This is a genomic window from Propioniciclava sp. MC1595 (assembly GCF_017569205.1).
Taxonomy (GTDB): Bacteria; Actinomycetota; Actinomycetes; order Propionibacteriales; family Propionibacteriaceae; genus Propioniciclava.
In genome coordinates this window covers 2,660,656-2,682,206 of sequence record NZ_CP071870.1, presented here as the reverse complement: position 1 = coordinate 2,682,206, position 21,551 = coordinate 2,660,656, and the positions used below count along the sequence as shown (strand labels likewise).

Below are 21,551 nucleotides of genomic sequence, written 5' to 3'. Positions count from 1 at the left end.
GGGTCGCACCCACCGTGCGCGGGGCGATGGGGCCGCTGTGCTCAAACCGAGTTCCAGCAGCGACGATGGGGGCACGACGTGCAGTACAACCCGGGGGCACAGCTCGACCCGTCCCAGATGGGCGGTGGCGGCCGAGGCCGTGGCGGCACGATCGCCGTGGGCGGCGGGGCCAGCATCCTGATCATGATCCTTGCGCTGTTGTTCGGCTTCAACCCGGGCGACCTGCTCGGCGGCGGGGCTGCCCCGGCGCCCGGCCAGACCGACAACAGCCAGTACGCCCACTGCCAGACCGGTGCCGACATCGAGAAGGACCCGGAGTGCCGCTACGTGGCCTACACCAACTCGATCCAGAACTTCTGGTCGCAGACGCTGTCGGGCTACCAGCCCACCAAGACCGTGACCTTCGAGGGCGCCGTCAACACCGCGGGCGGCCAGGCCAGCGCGCAGGTCGGCCCGTTCTACTGCCCGGCCGACGCGACGGTCTACCTCGACAAGAGCTTCTTCCAGACGATGCTGCCCCAGCTGGGCGCGCAGGGCGGTGACGCCGCCGAGGCGTACGTGATCGCGCACGAGTACGGCCACCACATCCAGAACCTGACCGGCATCATGGGCAAGGTCCAGCAGCAGGGCCAGACCGCGGGTGCGAACTCGCCGGCCGTCCGCCTCGAGCTGCAGGCCGACTGCTACGCCGGTGCGTGGCTGCGCTACGCGTCGGGTTCGGCCGACAGCATCATCAGCGAGGTCACCCAGGACGACCTGGACCGCGCCGTGAACGCCGCCGAGGTCGTCGGTGACGACCACATCCAGCACATGCAGGCCGGCCGCGTCGACCCGAGCCAGTGGACCCACGGCTCCTCGCAGATGCGCAAGGAGTGGCTCGCCCAGGGCTTCAACTCCGGCGACCCGAACACCTGCAACACCTTCGCCGCGGGGGCGCTGGACTGATCGTCCGGACGCCGGCCCCGGCCGGGTGCCGACACTCACCAAGCTGACAACCGCGACACCGATGTCGGTGTCGCGGTTGTGCGTTCGGTGAGTGTCGCGTCGGTCGGGGGAGCCGGGGCTCAGTCGGGGAGCACCCGACCGGCGAGGTCGGTCACGAACGAGCGCTCGCCGACGGTGAAGTGCATGCGGGGGGTGGGTGCGTCGCCGCGGTCGTCGACGATGCAGCTCCACGGGGTGTCGAGGGTGAACTCCTCCTCGTCCTGGAGTGACTCCAGGACGCCCCACACGACGTCGGGGTCGACGAGCTGCGGGTCGAAGGTGTCGAGGTCCGATGCCTCGGTGCGAGGCGTCACGAGCACCGGCGTCCGGGCCGTGCGCTGGCGGCGCTCGAGGCCGTTGCCGGGCAGCTGGGGGGCGTCCAGGTAGACCCCGGTGCTGGACCCGAACCCCACCGCCGAGGCCACGTGGCGGTCGCCCACGGCGTCGGCGTAGCCCTCGCGCAGGCCCCACCGGCTGGTGAAGTCCAGGGTGGGCAGCAGCGTGCCGTCGGGGTGGAAGAACACCGCCCGCGACTCGGGGTTGGTCGAGACCGACATCGACACCAGCCCGCCGGAGTAGTCGACGATCTGCAGCGACTGTCCCTGCCGCGAGCCCGACACCGACTCGGCGGCCCGGAACAGCGCGCCGAGGTCGTCGAGGGCGAAGTCGTCGGGGTCGAAGGTGCGCTGGGCCACGTAGGTGATGTCGGTGGGCACCTCCTGCACGCGCCCGTCGCGCCACGCCCAGGTGCGCGGCTGGCCGGCCTTCAGCACGGCCACGGACGCGTCGTCGGCCGTCACGGTGACCATGACGGCCCGGTTCGCACCGGCCGTGGCGAGGATCTCGTCGACCAGGTCGCGGGCCGCGCCGGGGCGGGTCAGGTCGAGCAGCGGGGCCGGCGACGCGGACGCCGTGGGCGTGGGTTCGGCGGTGGGCCCGGCCGTGGGCCCGGCCGTGGGCCCGGGGCTCGCCGGGCCGCCCGGGGCGGGGGTCGTGAGCTCGGCCGGGGGCTGCAGTGCGCAGCCCGTCCCGACGACGGCCGCGAGCGCGAGGGCGGCGGCGCGGCGGGGCAGGGTCACCCTCGTGAGACTACCCCGCCGCGGTCGTCTCAGCGCACCAGGACGGCGGTGATCTCCTGCGCGACGCGGCCGGGCAGGGCCAGCGGGATCCCGTGGTCCGCGCCCTGCAGGGCGACCTCGGTGACGGTCCCGCCGTTGGCGCGGTAGGCGTCCAGCACGGCGCGCGTCTGCCGCACCATCGGCTGCGGCGGGAGGACGTCCTCGCCGGGCCAGCCCGGCACCGCGCCCATCTGGCCGAGCGTGGCCAGGTCGAACAGCGAGCCGTCGGCGACGACCTTGTCCTCGCTGCCGTGGATCCACACGACGGCGGGCTTGCGCTCGAGGTCGACGATGCCCGAGGCGTTGTAGTACTTCGGGCTCATGGTGTTCAGGACGCCCTTCTCACCGGTTGCGAGGCCGGGCCAGGTCTCGGACGGGACCGCGGTGCCGGGGTAGAAGTCGTCGCCGGTGCGGGTCTTGAGCAACTCGTCGGTGAGGAAGTCCTCGTCGATGTTGGCCGCGTTCTCGCCGCCGCCGTAGAACGTGCGCATCATGATGCGCGGGCTGGTCTGCGGGTCCTCGTCGCTGGCGTCCTTGGCGGCGAGGCGCTGGATGAACGCCGCGTTGGCCCCCGCCGCACCGCAGGCCGCGGCGTCCGGGGTGCAGGGCTCGCCGTTCGCGCCGCGCGTGCCGCCGAAACCGTACGGGGAGAGGGGCGCGATCAGCGTGACCGAGGCGAGGTCGTCGGGGTACTCGAGCATCATCTGCTGCAGGACGCCCGCGCCCATCGACCAGCCGGCGGAGTTGACCCGCTGCTGGCCGGCGAGGCCGAGCGCCTCGAGGAGGGCGTGGAGGTCGTCGGCCATGTCGCCCAGGCCGCGGGTGGCGTCGATGGGCTCGGCGTCGGTGTCGCCGTAGCCGCGCAAGTCGGGAGCGATGACGCGGACGTCGTCGCCGAACTCGGCCGCGGTGTACTTCCAGAACCCGCCCGAGCTGAGGTTGCCGTGGACGAGCAGCAGGGGGGTGCCGTCCTCGGGTCCGGAGGTCCAGACGTTCTGGGTCAGGCGGGCGGTCTCGATGCGCTGGGGCGTGAAGGTCATGGGACTCCTCGGGTCAGTGGGTGCCCCAATACTGAATGATCATTCAGGTTTTGCGCAAGACCCCGTCACGACTCGACGAGTTCGCCCCGCTCGCGGAGGTCGGCGACGATCCGTGCGTGGAACTCCTCGTCGATCTTGTAGAAGCGCAGGTAGACGAGGTAGCTGGCCAGCATGAGCAGCATCGGGAAGCCCATCATCATCAGCCGCATGCCGAGCAGGCCGGCCTCGGTGACGTCGTCGGGGGTCCGGGCGGCGTTGATGCCGGTCATGATCAGGGTGGCGCCGACGATGGCCGTGCCGACCGCCCCGCCGATCTTGTTGATGAAGGGCTGCAGGGCGAACGTGACCGCGCCGTTGCGGTGGCCGAGCTTCCACTGGCCGTACTCGATGCAGTCGGTCAGGAACACGATCATCAGCACGATCACGAAGGACGCCCCGACGAACAGCAGCAGCCCCGCGATGCCGATGGGGATGATGTTCATCGGCGAGAAGAAGAAGACCACGTAGCCGAGGGCGACCAGGCCCATGGCGACGGAGAACAGCCGGCGCCGGCTGAAACGCTTGCGCAACAGCGGGAACAGCGCGAAGCCGAACAGCTGCGCCACCCCCAGGATCGCCGCGAACGGGCTGAACATGTTCTCGTCGCGGTAGGCGTACTTGAAGAAGTAGACGCCGAACGAGGTCGTGGTGTTGTAGCCGACGAGGAACAGCACCATGGCCAGGGCGGTCCACAGCAGCTGGTCGTTGCGGCCGATCGCCCGCACCACGTCGCGGACGGTGGTGTGCGGCACCGGGCCCGACCGGGCGGGCTCGCGCACCCCGACCAGCGTGACCAGCTGGCCCAGGATCATGATCGCGACCGCGCCGATGGTGAAGGTCTGCCAGGCCCGGGCATCGCCGCCGAGGGCGTTGGTGACCGGGATGATCGCCACCACGATCGTGAACAGCCCGATCGTGGCGAACACCTTGGCCAGGGCGCCGAGCCGCTCGCGCTCGCGCTGGTCGAGGGTGAGGGAGGGCAGCATCGACCAGTAGCCGATGTCGTTCATCGTCCAGGCCAGGCCCCACGCCACGTAGACGACCGTGAACAGCACCACGTACCCGGGCCCGCGCAGGCCGAGGTCGGTGAACAGCAGGATCGTCACGAGGGCGACCGACATCATGCCCGCGACGATCCAGGGCTTGAACTGCCCCCAGCGGGTGTTGGTGTTGTCGATGATGCCGCCCATGACGATGTCGGTGAAGGCGTCGAAGATGCGGGCGGCGAGCAGGATCCCGTTGACCCACCACAGGGTGGCGTCGTCCAGGTCGAGCACCTCGGTGAGGTAGACGATCAGGAACAGCGCCATCAGCGAGTAGACCATGTCGCGGCCGACGGTGCCGATCGCGAAGCTCCACCGGTTGCGGCGGGTGGTGGTGGCGTCCATGGCGAGCAACCTACCGCCGGGGCGCGGCGCGGGACAGGAGCCCGCTCAGACCCCCGGCCAGATCGCGAAGCACACCAGCAGCAGGGTGCTCATGCCGACCTCGAGGAAGCCGATGTGCTTGGCCGACCAGTGCCGTCCGGGGATGAGCCAGGCCCGCACGGTGCACAGCAGGAAGAACAGCGGCCACCACCACGCCGCGAGACCCGCGAACGCGAGCGGAACGGTCAGGATCGCCCACGCCCCGTGGTAGGCGACCGAGGCAACCATCCACTCCGGGCGCCCGCGCTCGCGGATGTTCGTCTTCACGTACAGCACGGTGCCGAAGAAGTAGGCGAAGACCAGCAGGGTCAGCAGCCAGGTGGGGCCGGCCTCGGGGCGGAGGGCGTCCAGCGCGTTGGGGTGGCGCGCGATCGGCACCATGAGGGACGCCGCGGCGATCGTCAGGCCGCCGCCCACCGTGGCCCGCTCGTTGCGCTGCGCGGCCAGCCACAGGGCCGGGAGCAGGAGGGGCACGAACGCCGGCGCCCAGGTCAGCAGGGGCCAGCCCGCCAGGAGCAGGGCGATCAGGCCGGACACGACGGAGGTCGCCCCGTAGACCGCGAGCGGCTTCACCCACTGGTGCTTGCGCTTCTGGGGCGCCTTGAGCCACCCCGAGGCGGCGTTGAAGGCGAAGTAGCCCAGCATCCAGCAGGCGAACAGTGGGATGAGGAACCACCCGGGCTCGCCGTCGCGCAGGCGCAGGTAGGTGCCCAGCAGGAACGGCACGACCAGCATCGCCCACGCGCCGTGCTGGTTCGGGACCCAGCCGGGGTCGCGTTTCTTCTTGTGGGGACGGGGGCGTGCGGCGGCGCGTGAGGTCACGACGCGTGCTCCTTCAGGGCTCGGGCCACGATGTAGTGGCGGTCCTGGGCCTCGACGGTCGTCACGCCGATGTGGCGACGCAGTTCGGGCAGGTAGGGCAGGTGGGAGTTGAACACCATCCACATCTCGCCGCCGGGGCGCAGCACGGACGCCGCGGCCCGGATCATCGCCAGCGTGGGTCGGGAGTCCTTGGCTGCGCCGATGTGGAAGGGCGGGTTGGTGACCAGGAGGTCCACCGACTGCGAGCGGGTGCCGGCCAGCATGTCGGCGCGGCGCACGGCGACGCGGACGCGGTTGGTCCGGGCCGTGAGCCGGGTGGAGACCAGGGCCGAGAGCGAGGCGTCCACGCCCGTGGTGGCCCACCCGCGCTGGGCGAGCCACGTCGCGATGATGCCCGAGCCGCAGCCCAGGTCGAGCGCGACCCCGCGCGGCGGCCCGCCGTTGGTGACCGGCTCCCCGGCGGCCCGGGACAGCGTGCGCAGCAGCAGGTGGGTGCCGTCGTCGAGCCGGTTGGTGTTGAAGACGTTGCCGTGGGCCACCGCCGTGACCCCGACCTCGGGCAGGTACCGGCGCATCGGCCAGCGGGGCGGTGCCGGACGGGCGCCCGACGCGTGCAGCACCCGGCTCTTCTGGCGGCCCAGGCTGGCCGACACCGTGGTGAACTGGCGCGCCAGCGCCGTGTTGAACGCGACCGTCATGTGCTTGGTCCGGCCGCCCGCGACCACCCGGGCCGACGGGTCGAGCCGGGCGGCGAGGTACTCGGCGTAGTCCTCGACGGCCGCGACCGACTGCGGCAGCCGCCACAGCACGAGCTCGGGTGACTCCTCCGTGGTGAGGACCCCGGCCACCCGCAGGTGGGGCGGCACGGCCTCCAGGTCGCGCACGTCGTCGCACCAGGTCCGCACCAGAGCCCCTGCCTCGGTGGCCGCTTGGGTGAGCTCCCCGCCGACGTCGTCCAGCACGAGGACCCGGGCCGGGAGCGGGCCCGCCTCGTCCAGCATCAGGGAGGCGACCGGATCGAGGGGCATGGGGGCCATCGTATCGGCGTTCCAGCACGTGGACCGGGCGTCCGTGGTCATGCGCACCGGCCCCGAGCCACTACGGTGGGGGGGTGGACAATCCGGGCGGACCGCTCCGCCGTCCGGGGCCCGACGGCCTGCACGTCGACGTGTTCGGAGCACATGAAGGAGAATCCAGTTCATGACTGACCAGACGAAGTACGTCTACGACCTCAACGAGGGCGACGCGTCGCTGAAGAGCCTGCTCGGTGGCAAGGGTGCCAACCTCGCCGAGATGAACCGCATCGGCGTCCCCGTTCCCGACGCCTTCACCGTGACGACGCAGGCCTGCGTGGCCGCGATGAACAACAACGGCGAGTGGCCGGCCGGCCTGCGCGAGCAGGTCGAGGCCGCCCTCGACCGCCTCGAGGAGCGCACGGGCAAGGTCCTCGGCTCGACCGAGAACCCCCTGCTGGTCTCCATCCGCTCCGGCGCCGTCTTCTCGATGCCCGGCATGATGGACACCGTCCTCAACCTCGGCATCTCCGACGACACCGTCGGCGCCGTCGCGGCCCTGGCCGACGGCAACGAGCGCTTCGCGTGGGACTGCTACCGCCGCTTCATCCAGATGTACGGCGAGGTCGTCGAGGGCGTCGACCAGTACGTGTTCGAGGACGCGCTGACCGAGGCCAAGGAGGCCAAGGGCGTCGCCAACGACACCGACCTGGACGCCGAGGACCTGAAGGCCCTCACGAAGAAGTTCAAGGAGCTCGCCAACGAGGCGCTCGGTGGCCACTGGACCACCGACCCCCGCGAGCAGCTGATGCGCGCCATCAACGCGGTGTTCCTGTCCTGGAACAACCCGCGCGCCGAGGTCTACCGCAAGGCCAACGGCATCTCCCGCGACCTGGGCACGGCCGTCAACGTCCAGCAGATGGTGTTCGGCAACCGCGGCGAGACCTCCGCCACCGGCGTGTGCTTCTCCCGCAACCCCTCCACCGGCGCCAAGGAGCTCTACGGCGAGTTCCTGACCAACGCCCAGGGCGAGGACGTCGTCGCCGGCATCCGCACCCCGCGCAACCTGGCCGAGATGGAGGACGTGCTCCCCGAGGCCTTCCACGAGCTGCTCGCCACCATGGACAAGCTCGAGCTGCACAACAAGGACCTCCAGGACATGGAGTTCACGATCGAGGACCGCAAGCTCTACATGCTGCAGACCCGCAACGGCAAGCGCACCGCCGCCGCCGCGGTGAAGTCGGCCGTCGACATGGTCGACGAGGGCCTCATCACCAAGGAGGAGGCGCTGCTGCGCATCAACCCCTCCGACCTGGACGCCCTCCTGCACCCCGCCATCGACCCCGACTTCAAGGCGACGGCGATCGTCAAGGGCCTGCCGGCCTCCCCGGGTGCCGCGGTGGGCGCGCTCTCCTTCAACGCCGACGACGCCGCCGAGCGCGGTGGCAAGGGTGAGAGCGTCATCCTGGTCCGCTACGAGACGACCCCCGACGACATCCACGGCGTCATGGTGTCCCAGGGCGTCCTGACCGCCCACGGCGGCATGACCTCGCACGCGGCCGTCGTCGCGCGCGGCATGGGCATCACCTGCGTCGCGGGTGCCCCCGGCATCAAGATCGACCCCAAGGGCGAGACCGTCACCATCGGCGACAAGACCTACGGCACCGGCGACACGCTGACGCTGAACGGCACCACCGGTGAGGTCTTCGAGGGCGCGGCCCCGCTCGTCCCGCCGTCGATCAACGAGGACTTCGAGCAGGTCGGCGCCTGGGCCGACGAGTACCGCCGCCTCGGCGTCCGCGCCAACGCGGAGAACTTCGAGGACGCCTCCAAGGCCCGCGAACTGGGCGCCGAGGGCATCGGCCTGGCCCGCACCGAGCACATGTTCATGGCGGCCGACCGCCTCCCCAGCGTGCGCAAGATGATTCTCGCCACCAACGAGGAGGAGCGCGCCGCGGCGCTGGAGGAGATCCTCCCGCTGCAGCAGGCCGACTTCGAGGAGATCTTCTCGGCGATGAAGGGCCTGCCGGTCACGGTGCGCCTGCTCGACCCGCCGCTGCACGAGTTCCTCCCGAACATCGTCGACCAGTCGCTGCTGGTGCAGAAGCTCGAGCTGACCGGTGGCTCCGAGGAGGACCTGGCCAGGGAGCGCACGCTGCTGGCCCAGGTGAAGAGCCTCCACGAGCAGAACCCGATGCTCGGCACCCGTGGCTGCCGCCTCGCGATGCTCTACCCGTCGATCCCCGAGATGCAGGCCCGCGCCATCATCCGTGCGGCCCTGGCCGTCCAGGAGCGCGAGGGCGAGACCGCGGGCATCGAGATCATGGTCCCGCTCGTGGTGATCAAGAAGGAGCTCGAGGTCCAGCGCGACATCGTCGTGAAGGCCGTCGAGGACGAGTTCGAGAAGGCCGGCAAGCGCCTCGACTACACGGTCGGCACGATGATCGAGATCCCGCGCGCGGCCCTGACCGCGAACGAGATCGCCGAGGCCGCGGACTTCTTCTCCTTCGGCACCAACGACCTCACCCAGACCGGCATCGGCATCAGCCGTGACGACGCCGAGGCGGGCTTCCTGGGCCACTACGTGGACGCCGAGGTCATGAGCAAGAACCCGTTCGAGTCCCTGGACCAGTCCGGCGTCGGCCAGCTGGTCGAGATGGGCGTCGAGAAGGGCCGTTCCACCAAGCCGGGCCTGAAGACCGGCGTGTGCGGTGAGCACGGTGGCGACCCCGAATCCGTGGAGTTCTTCCACCGCGCGGGCCTCGACTACGTCTCCTGCTCCCCGTTCCGTGTGCCGATCGCCCGCCTCGCGGCGGCGCGCGCGGCGCTGCGCGAGCAGTGACCGACTGACACGAGCACCACAGCGACGGCCCCGGGTTCCGACCCGGGGCCGTCGGCCGTTCCCGGACGCCGTGGGCACCGGATGGCAGCCACCCGGCCCGGGCGCTACCCTGCGATCGAGGGGGGAGTGCAGTGCCGGACTACCGCATCGAGCCGCCGCGCCACACGCGGGGTGAGCAGCTCGCCTCGGCGTGGGACGCCGTGAGCGGGCACGTGATCAGCTTGAAGGGGCTGTGGCCGACGCCGGCCGACTACGCGCAGCTGCCGCGCACGTGGCGCCGCGACCTCATGGCCGGGCTCACCGTGGGCATCGTCGCGCTGCCGCTGGCGCTCGGCTTCGGCGTGGCCTCCGGCATGGGCGCGACTGCCGGGCTGGTCACCGCGATCATCGCGGGCATCGTCGCCGCGGTGTTCGGCGGGAGCCACCTGCAGGTGTCGGGCCCGACCGGGGCGATGACGGTCGTCCTGCTCCCGGTGATCGCGGCCTACGGGGTCGAGAGCGTCCCGGCGCTGGCGATCCTGGCCGGGATCATGGTGATCCTGATGGGCATGACGGCCCTCGGGCGGTCGGTCGACCTCATCCCGCTACCCGTGGTGGAGGGGTTCACCGCCGGCATCGGGGTGATCATCTTCCTGCAGCAGCTGCCCCTCGTGCTGGGCTCGGAGAAGGGCGAGGGTGAGTCCTCGCTGGTGTCGGCGTGGAACACCATCGCCGGCACCGACTGGGCCGCGGCGGTCGCGCCGCTGGCGATCATGGCGCTGGTCGTCGCCCTCCACCTGGTGGGCGAGAGGGTGGCCCGCGGCGTCCCGTTGTCGCTGGTGGCGATCATCGTGGCGACGGTCGTGGCCGAGTTGATGTCGCTCGACGTGGCGCGGATCGGCGCGCTCCCGACCTCCCTGCCCGCGCCCAGCCTGCCCAGCTTCGACTGGCGCACGATCCAGGGCCTGGCCGCCCCCGCCCTGGCCGTGGCCGCGCTCGCGGCCCTGGAGTCGCTGCTGTCGGCGCGCGTCGCCGACGGCATGGTGCCCGAGGTGACCCGCACCAAGCCCGACCGCGAGCTGGTCGGCCAAGGGCTGGCCAACGTGGCCTCGGGCCTGTTCGGCGGCCTGCCCGCGACGGGCGCGATCGCCCGCACCGCGGTCAACGCCCGCACCGGCGGACGCACCCGGCTGGCGGTGGTGTTCCACGCGGTCGTGCTGCTGGGCGTGATGGCGTTCGCCTCCCCGGTCGTGGCCCGCATCCCCATGGCGGCCCTCGGCGGGGTGCTCGTGATGACCGCGCTGCGCATGGTCGACATCAAGGCGCTGCGCCCGGTCATGGCCGCGACGCGCGCCGACCGCAACACCCTGCTGCTCACCTTCGCCGCGACCGTCGTGCTCGACCTGGTCATGGCGGTGCTGCTCGGCTTCGCGATGGCCGCCGTCATGAGCCTGCGGCACATGGCGTCGTACTCGGCGGTGTTCCGCCAGCACCTGCCCGCCGACACCCGCGAGGGCTGGATCGACCTGCTGCCCGAGCAGGAGTCGATGCGGCACCGCATCGCCATCTACCGCGTCGACGGGGCCCTGTTCTACGGTGACGCCCGCCGCTTCGTCGAGGAGGTCGAGGCGGTCGAGGCCGGTGTGGACGCCGTGATCGTGCGTTGCCACCGGATGAACGTGTTCGACGCCTCGGGCGCCGAGGCGCTGGCTGACGTGGCCCGGGCCCTCGCACGCCGTGGCGTCGGCCTGGTCGTGCAGGGCATGACGCCCAGCCAGGTGCAGACCGCGCTCCTCATGGTGGGCCTCCCGGCCGACCGCTACGTGCGGGAGCTGTCGCAGGCCCTCGACATCGCGGTCGGCGACGTCCGGGCCCGGGACGCCGACCCGGCGGGTGGCGGGGCCTAGCCCCTGCCGAGGATGATGTCGGTCGGGGTCAGTAGCCCTCGGACGTCCCCCCGTCGAGCACCGCGCGGGTGCCGGAGAGGCCCAGGCGGGTGGCGCCGGCGGCAACCATGGCCTGCGCGGCGTCCCAGTCGCGGATGCCACCGGACGCCTTGACGCCGAGGCGCCCGCCGACGGTTTGCGCCATGAGCGCGACCGCGTGCTCGGAGGCGCCACCGGAGGGGTGGAAGCCGGTGGAGGTCTTCACGAAGTCGGCGCCGGCGGCCTCGGCGGCCGTGCAGGCGGCCACGATCTCGTCGTCGGTCAGGGCCGCCGACTCGATGATGACCTTGAGGATGCCCGGGGCGGGGACGGCGTCGCGCACGGCGCGGATCTCGTCCTCCGTGTGGGTGGCGTCGCCGGACTTCAGCGCCCCGATGTCGATGACCATGTCGACCTCGTCGGCGCCGTTGCGGACGGCCTCGGCGGCCTCGAACGCTTTCGTCTCGGGGGTGTGCTTGCCCGAGGGGAAGCCGACCACCGTGGCGACCTTCACGCGCGGCGAGAACGGCAGCGGCAGCATGGAGGGGGAGACGCAGATGGAGTAGGTGCCCAGGTCTGCGGCCTCGGCGGCGAGGGCCTCCACGTCGGCGGCCGTGGCCGTCGGGGACAGGAGGGTGTGGTCGACGAGGCGGGCGAGTTCGGTCCGTTCGAGCATGGGCGCCAGCCTAACGCTACGCCCAGCCGTGCTCGCGGGCGACGCGGGCCGCCTCGTGCCGGGTGGCCGCGTGCAGCTTGCCCATGGCCGAGCTGAGGTAGTTGCGCACGGTGCCCGGGGACAGGTGGAGGCGCGCGGCGATCTCCTCGACGGGCGCCCCGTCACCGGCGGCCGCCAGCACGTCGGCCTCGCGAGCGGTGAGCGGGGAGTCGCCGGCCGCGATGGCGTCGGCGGCCAGTTCGGGGTCGACGTGGCGCCCGCCCGCGTGCACGGTGCGGATCACGGCGGCCAGGCCCGACCCCGAGATCATCTTCGGCACGAACCCGCGCACGCCGACCGCGAGCGCCTGCTTCAGGTGCCCGGGCAGCCCGTGCGAGGTGACGATCACGCAGGCGCACCCCGGCAGCTCGGACGCCAGCGCCGCGGCCACCTCGGTCCCCGAGAGCCCCGGCATCTGCAGGTCGAGCACGGCGACGTCGGGGGCGTGCTTGCGGGCGACGGCCAGCGCCTCGTCGCCCGAGGCGGCCTGCGCGACGACCTCGAGGTCGTCCTCGAGGCCCAGCAACGACACCAGCGCCTCGCGGATGAGGTGCTCGTCGTCGGCAACGACGATACGGATCACGCGCCCTCCTCGGCGACCTCCAGACGGGCCAGGGTGGCGGCGTCCACGGTCGCGGTGAGCACGAAGCTACCGTCCCGCTGCTCGGCGTGCAGCGACCCACCGACCTCGGCGAGGCGTTCGGCCAGGCCCGCCAGGCCCGAGCCCGCGGCGTCCGGACGCCCCGGGCGGGGGCGGTCGTTGGTGACGGTGAGCGTCGCCCCGGCCCCGTCGCGGTGGACCGCGATGCCGGCGTCGGTGGCGTCCGAGTGCCGCAGGACGTTGGTGGCCGCCTCGCGGACGACCCAGCCGAACGCGCGGCTGACCGGTGCGGGCAGGGTCGCGGCGGTGGTGGTGGAGACCCGGACCCCCGCGGACTCCAGCAGCGCCCGCGCGCCGGCCACCTCGGCGGCCAGGTCGGCCGCGCGGTAGCCGCGCACCACGTCGCGGACCTCGGCGAGGGCGTCCGTCGCGATGGCCTGCACCTCGCGCATGGTGGCGGCGGCCTCGGGACGCCCCGCCTCGGCCTGGCGTGCCCCGAGTTCAGCCTTGAGCGCGACCGCGGAGAGGGTGCGGCCGAAGACGTCGTGCAGGTCGCGGCTGAAGCGCAGGCGCTCCTCGGTGACGGCCAGGCGGGCGCCGTCGACGCGGGCGCGTTCGAGCTCACGGGTGGTGGCCAGCACGTTGAGGAACATCTGGGCGAAGCCCACGACCACGGCCGCGGCGAACCCCACCCAGTAGGCGGCGGTGATCTGGGTGACCCGCTGCTCGGGGTCCGAGGAGGCGAGGGTGCCCCAGAGGGCGGCCTCGGCCAGCACGATCGCGACCAGGCCGACCAGCACGGGGCGGACCGGACGTCCCGAGGCGCGTGGCAGGGCCAGCAGGGGCAGGGCGAGGGCGCCGCCCAGGTAGCCGGGGACCGTGATCGCGCTGAACAGGTCCCGCCAGCCCGGCGTCCCGGCCAGCAGGACGGTGGCCACCGACGCCACCGCCCAGACCGCCACCACCGGGGTCAGGCGGCCGACGCGTACGGCGTCCCAGCCGCTGGGTGGGAGCAGGTCGGCGTCGCGCAGTGCCGTGTGCAGCACCGACAGCCCCGCGAGAGAGGCCACCACCGTGGCGGCGATGAACGCGATGCGGATCGCCACCGGCCAGGGCCCGAAGGCCGTGGACAGGGCGAGGATCGGCGCGAGCGGGAAGGCCCAGTGCAGGCTGTTGTAGACGTAGCTCTCGGTGCGCTTCACGCCCTGACTGACGGTGCTCATGGTCACTCCTCTCCTCGCGGCTGCGAGCCTAGCCGCGCGGGTCCCAGCGGAAGCCGCGCAGCCCGGCGTAGAGGGCCAGGGCGGTCCACAGCAGCATCGGCAAGATCATGCCGGTCGTCGCGCCCACCAGGGCGCCCCCGGCCAGCGCCTCCCCCGAGGTACCGGTGCCGAGGTGGGCCAGGTTGATGAGGTCGATCACCGGCGTCATGGGCAGCCAGTGGGCGAAGCGCTGCACCACGTCCGGCAGGATCGTGAGCGGCAGCGAGAAGCCCGACAGCAGCATCGCGACGAGGATCAGCGGCATCGTCGTCAGCTGGGCCGACTCGACGGTCCGCGTCCAGGTGGCGCTCCAGATGGCCAGGGCCGTCCAGGTGGCGGCGCCGCCGACGACGGCGAGGACCAGCGCCCACGGGTGGGCGAACGGGGTGCCGAGGGCGACGGCGCCCCCGATGGCGAGCCCGGACTGGACGAGGAACAACGCCAGCAGGGGGACGGCGGGGGCCAGCAGGATCTCCAGCGGCGTGGGCTCGCCGGCCGCCAGGCGCTTCAGCACGAGCTGCTCGCGGCGCGCAACCAGCGAGGTGACCATCGTGAAGTACAGGACGAACATCAGTGCGCTGCCGACCATCATCATGGTCAGGACGACGCCGAGGGCGGCGCGGTCCATCGACAGCCCCGAGAACGCGAAGGCAATCAGCGGCGGCATGGCGATCGCGGTGAACAGGGCCGTCCGGTTGCGGACGAGGATGCGGCTCTCGGCGGCGACCAGCGCGCCGAAGCGGCGCCAGAAGCTGCCGCGGGCGGCCGGGGCGGAAGTCGCGGCGTCAGGTTGGGTGGTGGCGGTGGTGATGGTCATCGTGGGTCTCCTTGTCGGGGTGGGGTCAGGCGTTGGTGAGCGGCCGGTCGGCGACGGCGAGGAACACCTGCTCCAGCGAGGCGACACGGGCGTTCAGCGAGCCCAGCGGCTCGTGGCCGGCCCAGGCCAGCACACGGGCGAGGGTGTCCTGCAGGGTGGGGGTTTCGATCACGACCTCGTCGGTGACGTGGACGCGGGCGCCGGGGGTCTCGAGGAGGGCCAGGTCGAGGTGCTCTGGCCGGGTGAACGTGATGCGCGAGGGCGTGTCGGCGACGATCTCGGCGAGCGTGCCCTCGCGGGCGATGACGCCGGCGTGCATGATCGCGATCCGGTCGGCGAGCTGCTCGGCCTCCTCGAGGTAGTGCGTGGTGAGCAGGACGGCGCTGCCGCGCTCGACCAGGCCGGTGACCAGCCCCCAGATGGTGCGGCGGCTCTCGGGGTCCAGGCCGGTGGTGGGTTCGTCGAGGATGAGCACCTCAGGGTCGGCCATCAGCGCCAGCGCGACGTCGAGGCGACGGCGCTCGCCGCCCGAGAGCTTGTTGGTCTCCACGTCGGCGCGGCCCGCGAGGTCGACCGCTTCGAGCATGGCGTCGACCGGCAGCGGGCGGGTCAGGGTGCCGTGCCACAGGCGCGCCATCTCGGCGACGGTCAGGGCGGAGGGGAAGCCCGAGCTCTGCAGGACGACGCCCGTTCGGAACCGGACGCGCCCGCGCTCGGCCACCGGGTCGTGGCCCAGCACCCGGATCTCACCGGCGGACGGCCTCGCCAGCCCCTCGATGAGCTCGACCGTCGAGGTCTTGCCCGCCCCGTTCGTGCCGAGCAGCGCGAACAGCTCGCCGCGGCGCACGCTCAGGTCGACGCCCCGGACGGCCTCGAAGGACGCGGTCGGAACCCGGCGACCGGACAGGAGGTTGAGGCGGGACGCCGTCGTGTAGCTGCGGCGCACGCCGGACAGGACGATCACCTCGTCGGTGCGGGCGGCGCCGGGGGCGGTGGGCATGTGGGCTGTCGTGGTCATGCATCCAGACTCGCCCCGGATCGCGCCGGCCCCCAGTGCTGCGCTTCACCACTTCACCATGACAAACCTCACACCACACCGCCGAGGGCCTGGGTCGCCCTCGGGAATCACGGCGTGTGCCTGTGGACAACCGCAGGACCGACACTCGACCCCGCCACGAGGGGGTCTGGGAGGCGTCGAGTGTCGGTCCTGCAGGTGGCCAGCACGATGCCCATCGGAGCCGTGGTGGCCCGGGATCGTGCATAGGCTGATGGCATGACCGCGACCCGCTCCGACGCCGCACTCCTGCTCCCGGACGCCACGGTGCGCCGCCTGCTGCCCCTGGCCCGAGCGACCTCGGGCGAGACGGACGCCACGGCGTCCCCGCTCGACGGCAGCCACCTGGCCGACGTCCCCCAGTCGACGCTGGACGACGTGGATGCCGCGTTCGCGTCCGCCCGCGCCGCGCAACCCGCCTGGGCCGAGCTGGGGGCGTCCGAACGTGGACGCCGCCTGCTGGCGTTCCACGACTTGCTGCTCGCCGCGCAGGCCGAGCTGGCCGACGTGATCGTCGCCGAGTCCGGCAAGGCGCGCAAGGACGCCGTCGAGGAGGTCTTCCACCTCGCGATGACGGCCCGCTACTACGGGCAGTACGCGGCCGGCTTCCTGCGGCCGCAGCGCCGTCGGGGCGTGTTTCCGGGGCTGACGCGCATCGACGTGCACCACCACCCCAAGGGCGTGGTGTCGGTCATCTCGCCGTGGAACTACCCGCTCACCATGGCGATGGCCGACGGACTCGCCGCGCTGGCGGCGGGCAACGCGGTGGTGGCCAAGCCGGACGCCCTGACCGTCCTGACCGCGCTGGCCGGGTTGGAGCTGCTGCGGCGCGCGGGCGTCCCGGACGACGTGTGGCAGGTGGTGACCGGGCCCGGCGGCGAGATCGGCACGGCGCTGGTCGAGCGCGGCGACCACGTCTGCTTCACCGGCTCCACGGCCACGGGCCGCAAGGTCGGGGTGGGGGCGGCCGAGCGGCTGGTCGCCTCCAGCCTGGAACTGGGCGGCAAGAACCCCATGGTCGTGTGCGCGGACGCCGACCTGGACGCGGCGGTCGACGGGGCGCTCCGCGGCTGCTTCTCCAACGCGGGCCAGCTGTGCGCCAGCTTCGAGCGGTTGTACGTCGCCCGAGCGGTGTACGCGGACTTCCGCGACCGGTTCGTCGCGGCCGTCGCTGCCCTCGAACTGCGCCCCGGCCTGGACTGGACCGGCGAGGTCGGCACCCTCACCTCGGCGGCCCAACTCGACAAGGTGCAGGCGCACGTCGAGGATGCCCGCGCGAAGGGCGCGACCGTGCTCGTCGGCGGACGCCACCGCCCCGACCTCGCGCCGTGGAGTTTCGAGCCGACGGTGCTGGAGGGCGTCAGCGAGGACATGGAGTGCTTCCGCGACGAGACGTTCGGCCCCGTGGTCTCCCTTACCCGTTCGACACCGAGGAGGAGGCCCTCGCACTGGCCAACGACTCCACCTACGGACTGAACGCGGCCGTCTGGAGCCGCGACCACGCGCGAGCCCGGGCGCTGGCGTCCCGGATCAGGTGCGGCACGGTCAACGTGAACGAGGCCATCGCGGCCAGCTTCGGGTCGCTGTCGGCCCCGATGGGCGGCATGGGGCAGTCGGGCCTGGGGCGACGCCAGGGGCCCGAGGGCCTGCTGCGCTTCACGCAGGTGCAGGCCGTCGCGACCCAGCGCGGGATGGGCCTGGGTGCGCCCACGGGTGCGTCGCGGGAGAAGTTCGCCGAGGTGATGACGGGAGCGCTCAAGGTGATGCGGGCGCTGCGCCTGTGATCAGGCCAGCTTGCGCACGGTGAGGGGGATCGCGTCGGCGTCCGCCGGGGTCGGCACCTCGGAGCCCGGCTTGAGCACGGTCGCCGTCCCGTAGGCGACGGCGCGGTCGAGGCACAGCGCCGGGTCCTGTGTTCGCGTGCTGATGAGCAGGCAGCCGGCCAACGCGGCGTCCCCCGCCCCCATCACCGACACCGGCTGGACCGGGTCGGGCTCGGCGTGCCACAGGCCGTCCTCGCAGGAGAGGAGGGCGCCCTGGGGGCCCAGCGTGGCGAGCACGCGCGGGACCCCCCGGTTGTGCAGTTCCTGCACGGCATCGATCGCGGGCTGGAGGTCGCCCGCCTTGACCGCCTTCCGGATGGAGCGTCCGGTCGCCTTCTGCAGCTCGGCCACGTTGGGGGAGAGGAGGTCGGGCGGGGTTGCGTGCGCGTGGCTGATCACGGCGTCCAGGGCGGGACCGTCGGCGTCAACGGCCACCCGGACGCCGACGGAGTGGGCCATCTCGGTGAGCTTCACGTACCAGTCGACGGGGGCGCCCGGCGGCAGGCTGCCGCACAGCGCCAGCCACGAGGCCCCCGGCAGGGAGGCGAGCAGGGCGCTCACCAGTGCCGTCTGGTTCTCCGGCGTCAGCGGCTCGCCGGGCTCGATGAAGCGGGTGGTGCTGCCGTCGGGGTGGGTGATCGAGAGGTTGGTGCGCGCACGGCGTCCGACCGGGACCATGCGGCTCGGGACGCCACGGCTGCGCAGCGCCTCGGCCAGCGGGTCGCTGGTGTCCACCGGGACGATGGCGAGGGTGGGGTGGCCGGCGGCGTGCACAGCCGCGCTCACGTTGACCCCCTTGCCGGAGGCGAGTCGGTAGACCTGCCCGAGCCGGTTCAGCCGGGCGACGCGCAGGTCGCGGGCCAGCGGTGCGCTGCGATCGAGGCTCGGGTTCGCCGTGAAGGTGATGATCACCATACGAGGTTATCCCGGGGGACGCGTCCCCCGGGCGCTGCGCCACGCTACGGTCGGTTCGCGTACGGGGGCCCGTCGGCGTCCGCGCGGGGTAGGCGCACCGTGAACGCGGTAAGGCCCGGCCGCGAGGCCACCTCGACGCGCCCATGGTGGGCGCCCACCACGGCGGCGACGATGGCCAGCCCGAGCCCGGTCGACTGGCCACCGGCGCCCGACCGGACGCGGCTGGCGTCCGCGCGGGTGAACCGCTCAAAGACCCGGTCGAGGAGCTCGCGCGGGATGCCCGGGCCGTCGTCGGTGACCGTGACCACGGCGTCCGGCCCGTCGGCGGCCACCGAGGCGTGGACGCGGGTGCCGGCCGGCGTGTGCGTCCGGGCGTTGGCGAGCAGGTTGGCCACGACCTGGGTGAGCCGGTAGGGGTCGCCCTGGGCGAGGACGTCGGCGTCCGGCAGGTCGAGGGTCCAGATGTGGTCGGGGCCCGCCGCGCGGGCGTCCGACACGGCGTTGGCGACTACCTGGTTCAGCGAGGTGGGTAGCAGGGCCAGCTCGGGGCCGGAGTCGAGGCGGGCGAGCAGGAGGAGGTCCTCGACGAGGCGCGACATGCGCTCGGACTCGGACTCGATGCGCCCCAACGCGTGCGCGGTGGTGTCGGGCAGGTGGGCGCGCTCGCGGCGAGTGAGCTCCGCGTAGCCGCGGATGGACGCCAGTGGGTTGCGGAGCTCGTGGCTGGCGTCCGCGACGAACTGGCGCACCTTGGTCTCCGAGCGCTGGCGCGCGGCCAGGGCTCCTTCGACGTTGTCGAGCATGTGGTTGAACGCCAGCCCTACCTGCCCGACCTCGCTGCGGGGGTCGACGTCGGCGTCCGGGACGCGGACGGGCACGGCGACCTCACCGGAGTGCAGCGGCATGCGGGAGACGTGGTTCGCCGTCGCTGTGAGCCGGGCCAGGGGGCGCAGACTGCGCTCGACGACGGTCCGGGCGGCGATGAACGCGATCGCGATGGCCAGCAGGGTGAGCACCGCAGCGGCGGCGAGGATCGCGGTCATCGACGCGGTCAGCGCCGACGTCGGCAGGCCGACCACGAGCACCTGGCCGCCCTGCGTCGTGGTGTAGACGCGGTAGCTGCCGAGGCCGGACAGGCCGATCGTGCGGGGCGTCCGGTCGGGCTCGAGCGCCTCGAGCTCGGCGGCGACGTCGCTGCCCACGACGTTGCGGTCGCGCTCGACCTGGACGATGCCGCCCTGCCCCTGCCAGTAGAACAGGAGGCCTTGGGCCAGGCCGGGGCCGCCCCGGCCCTGGGGCAGCATCGGGCCGCGTCCCTCGCCGCGCGTCATGGTCGTGGCGGAGACCAGCTGGTCGTCGAGCTGTTCCTGCAGGATGCGGTGCATCGACAGCGCGGTCAGCCCCGACAGCAGGATCGCGATCACCGCGACCAGCGCCGTGGTGGACAGGATCAGCTGGCGGCTGAGCGTCCCCTTGCCCGACACTCCCGCTCCGCCGAGGGCTTGGGTTGGATCCGCCGAGGGCTTGTGTTCCGCCATCAGCCGGCCGGCTTCAGGACGTACCCCGCACCCCGCAGCGTGTGGATCATCGGCTCGCGCCCCGCGTCGATCTTCTTGCGGAGGTAGGAGATGTAGAGCTCGACGACGTTGGCCTGGCCACCGAAGTCGTAGTTCCACACGCGGTCGAGGATCTGCGCCTTGCTCAGCACGCGGCGCGGGTTGCGCATCAGGTAGCGCAGCAGCTCGAACTCGGTCGCGGTCAGCTGGATCTCCTCGCCCCCGCGGGTCACCTCGTGAGAGTCCTCGTCGAGGGCGAGGTCGCCGACCACGAGCTGCGAGCCCGGCTTGACCAACGTCGCGCCCGAGCGGCGCAGCAGGCCGCGCAGGCGGGCGACGAGTTCCTCGAGAGAGAAGGGCTTGGTGACGTAGTCGTCCCCGCCGGCCGTCAGCCCATGGATTCGGTCGTCCACGGCGTCCCGGGCGGTGAGAAAGATGACAGGTACGTCCGGCTGCTCGGCGCGCACGCGGCGCATCACCTCGAGCCCGTCGAAGTCGGGAAGCATCATGTCGAGCACGAGCACGTCCGGCCGCGTGTCGCGCGCGGCCTGCACGGCGGTCGTGCCGGAGTGGGCGGTGGTGACATCCCACCCCTCGTAGCGCAGGGCCATGCTGAGCAGTTCGGTGATCGCCGGCTCGTCGTCCACGGTGAGCACGCGGATGGGCGTCCCATCCGCCCGGGTGAGCTGCTCGCGTTCTGTCATGGGTCCACTCTCCCAGCCCGGCATGGCCGGACGCCATGAGTTGGCTGTGCGTTCCCTGTGAGAGCCCTCGGCGGATCGGACCCAAGCTCTCGGCGGATCGGACCCAAGCCCTCGGCGGATCGGACCCAGGCCCTCGGCGGTGAGCGCATGTCGAAACCGCTGATGGACGCCTCGGGCGGGCGCCGGTCGACCAGGAAGCCGGTGACGCGGCCCGGGCGTCCGGACGCCTTGGGCGACGTGAGCAGTTCGACCATGGCGTCCACATCCTCGGGGAGGCCCTGGACGTCCACCTCCACCTGACCGTCCCACAGGTTCTCGGCGTACCCGGACAGCCCGAGGCGTCCGGCCTGCCGGGAGACCCACCACCGGAAGCCGACGCCCTGAACGTGCCCGTCGACCCGGACGAGCGCGCGGGCCAGGCCCGCGGCGTCCGAGCTCACGTGTGGAGGTAGCCGAGCAGGTGGTTGCGCTCGTCGGTGAGCTGGTCGATGCGGTACTTGACCACGTCGCCGATGGAGACGATCGCGGCGAGTTCGCCGTCGACCTCGATCGGAACGTGGCGCACGCGCTTGTGGGTCATGGTGTGGGCGGTGTCCTCGATGCGGTCCTCGAGGTGGCCGACGACGACGTCGCCGGTCATGAGGTCGGCCACGGTCGCCTCGAGGAGGCCGGCGCCCGAGCCGGCGAGGCCGCGCACGATGTCGCGCTCGCTGATGATGCCGGCGATGTGGCGACCGTCGGCGGAGACGACCACGGCGCCGATGTTGTTGTCGGCCATGACGGAGACGAGCTCGGCCACGGAGGCGGACGGGGCGATAGTGACGACGGAGTTGCCCTTGCTGCGGATGACGTCTTCGAGCTTCATGGCGGGACGGTACCCGGAACCCGCACCGCCACGCCAGAGGCGCACCCTAT

Annotated in this window: 18 protein-coding genes and 1 pseudogene; 4 read left to right on the top strand and 15 right to left on the bottom strand. The window is 72.4% G+C overall.

Annotated elements, in window-relative coordinates; translation table 11 throughout:
* Positions 1–78 precede the first annotated feature (78 nt).
* The gene (locus tag J4N02_RS12975; protein WP_243760801.1) at positions 79–945 is read left to right on the top strand and encodes a neutral zinc metallopeptidase; all 867 of its coding nucleotides are present in this window, start codon (positions 79–81) and stop codon (positions 943–945) included.
* Positions 946–1,064: 119 nt separating this feature from the next.
* On the opposite strand, the gene J4N02_RS12970 is transcribed toward J4N02_RS12975, so the two are convergent.
* The 5 genes from J4N02_RS12970 to J4N02_RS12950 all read right to left on the bottom strand — a co-directional run bounded on the left by J4N02_RS12970 (position 1,065) and on the right by J4N02_RS12950 (position 6,458).
* Entirely contained in the window at positions 1,065–2,063 is a 999-nt protein-coding gene (locus J4N02_RS12970; protein WP_188332946.1) for a hypothetical protein, read from the bottom strand.
* Between the two features lie 29 nt (positions 2,064–2,092).
* On the bottom strand, positions 2,093–3,142 hold the full coding sequence (locus J4N02_RS12965) for an alpha/beta fold hydrolase (protein WP_188332945.1): 1,050 nt from the start codon (positions 3,140–3,142) through the stop codon (positions 2,093–2,095).
* Between the two features lie 65 nt (positions 3,143–3,207).
* On the bottom strand, positions 3,208–4,569 hold the full coding sequence (locus J4N02_RS12960; protein ID WP_188332944.1) for a glycoside-pentoside-hexuronide (GPH):cation symporter: 1,362 nt from the start codon (positions 4,567–4,569) through the stop codon (positions 3,208–3,210).
* A gap of 45 nt (positions 4,570–4,614) precedes the next feature.
* Positions 4,615–5,430, bottom strand: a complete 816-nt coding sequence (locus J4N02_RS12955; RefSeq protein ID WP_188332943.1) for a YwiC-like family protein — start codon at positions 5,428–5,430, stop codon at positions 4,615–4,617.
* Positions 5,427–6,458, bottom strand: a complete 1,032-nt coding sequence (locus tag J4N02_RS12950) for a class I SAM-dependent methyltransferase (protein WP_188332942.1) — start codon at positions 6,456–6,458, stop codon at positions 5,427–5,429. Before J4N02_RS12950 ends, J4N02_RS12955 begins: the two co-directional genes overlap by 4 nt.
* A 172-nt stretch (positions 6,459–6,630) precedes the next feature.
* Here J4N02_RS12950 and ppdK point away from each other — a divergent pair, with 172 nt between their 5' ends.
* Positions 6,631–9,285: a pyruvate, phosphate dikinase gene (gene ppdK / locus J4N02_RS12945; RefSeq protein ID WP_188332941.1), complete on the top strand. Its 2,655-nt coding sequence runs from the start codon at positions 6,631–6,633 to the stop codon at positions 9,283–9,285.
* 131 nt (positions 9,286–9,416) lie between these two features.
* The gene (locus tag J4N02_RS12940) at positions 9,417–11,171 is read left to right on the top strand and encodes a SulP family inorganic anion transporter (protein ID WP_208090973.1); all 1,755 of its coding nucleotides are present in this window, start codon (positions 9,417–9,419) and stop codon (positions 11,169–11,171) included.
* A 28-nt stretch (positions 11,172–11,199) separates the two neighbouring features.
* Here J4N02_RS12940 and deoC read toward each other — a convergent pair whose 3' ends face one another.
* The 5 genes from deoC to J4N02_RS12915 are packed head-to-tail and all read right to left on the bottom strand — an operon-like array spanning position 11,200 to position 15,602.
* On the bottom strand, positions 11,200–11,865 hold the full coding sequence (gene deoC, locus J4N02_RS12935; protein ID WP_182815382.1) for a deoxyribose-phosphate aldolase: 666 nt from the start codon (positions 11,863–11,865) through the stop codon (positions 11,200–11,202).
* Between the two features lie 16 nt (positions 11,866–11,881).
* On the bottom strand, positions 11,882–12,487 hold the full coding sequence (locus tag J4N02_RS12930) for a DNA-binding response regulator (protein ID WP_188332940.1): 606 nt from the start codon (positions 12,485–12,487) through the stop codon (positions 11,882–11,884).
* A complete protein-coding gene (locus tag J4N02_RS12925) occupies positions 12,484–13,728 on the bottom strand; it encodes a sensor histidine kinase (RefSeq protein WP_208090972.1) in 1,245 nt (414 codons plus the stop codon). Before J4N02_RS12925 ends, J4N02_RS12930 begins: the two co-directional genes overlap by 4 nt.
* Before the next feature lie 28 nt (positions 13,729–13,756).
* Positions 13,757–14,584, bottom strand: coding sequence for an ABC transporter permease (locus J4N02_RS12920; RefSeq protein ID WP_188332939.1), 828 nt, complete (start codon positions 14,582–14,584; stop codon positions 13,757–13,759).
* Positions 14,585–14,609: 25 nt separating this feature from the next.
* On the bottom strand, positions 14,610–15,602 hold the full coding sequence (locus J4N02_RS12915; protein ID WP_223202227.1) for an ABC transporter ATP-binding protein: 993 nt from the start codon (positions 15,600–15,602) through the stop codon (positions 14,610–14,612).
* A gap of 255 nt (positions 15,603–15,857) precedes the next feature.
* On the opposite strand from J4N02_RS12915, the pseudogene J4N02_RS12910 reads away from it, so the two are divergent.
* Positions 15,858–17,422, top strand: a pseudogene (locus J4N02_RS12910) (succinic semialdehyde dehydrogenase).
* On the opposite strand, the gene J4N02_RS12900 reads toward J4N02_RS12910, so the two are convergent.
* From J4N02_RS12900 to J4N02_RS12880, 5 genes are read right to left on the bottom strand one after another with little or no spacing between them, the layout of a single operon-like run.
* Positions 17,423–18,373 (bottom strand): 1-phosphofructokinase family hexose kinase, encoded by a 951-nt coding sequence (locus tag J4N02_RS12900; RefSeq protein WP_188332938.1) that lies wholly within the window; start codon positions 18,371–18,373, stop codon positions 17,423–17,425.
* Positions 18,374–18,420: 47 nt separating this feature from the next.
* Entirely contained in the window at positions 18,421–19,914 is a 1,494-nt protein-coding gene (locus tag J4N02_RS12895) for a HAMP domain-containing sensor histidine kinase (RefSeq protein WP_208090969.1), read from the bottom strand.
* The gene (locus J4N02_RS12890) at positions 19,914–20,636 is read right to left on the bottom strand and encodes a response regulator transcription factor (RefSeq protein ID WP_188332937.1); all 723 of its coding nucleotides are present in this window, start codon (positions 20,634–20,636) and stop codon (positions 19,914–19,916) included. Before J4N02_RS12890 ends, J4N02_RS12895 begins: the two co-directional genes overlap by 1 nt.
* Positions 20,633–21,076 (bottom strand): acylphosphatase, encoded by a 444-nt coding sequence (locus J4N02_RS12885; protein WP_188332936.1) that lies wholly within the window; start codon positions 21,074–21,076, stop codon positions 20,633–20,635. The genes J4N02_RS12890 and J4N02_RS12885 overlap by 4 nt, the downstream gene beginning before the upstream one ends.
* Positions 21,073–21,501 (bottom strand): CBS domain-containing protein, encoded by a 429-nt coding sequence (locus J4N02_RS12880; RefSeq protein WP_182815400.1) that lies wholly within the window; start codon positions 21,499–21,501, stop codon positions 21,073–21,075. The genes J4N02_RS12885 and J4N02_RS12880 overlap by 4 nt, the downstream gene beginning before the upstream one ends.
* Positions 21,502–21,551: the final 50 nt, after the last annotated feature.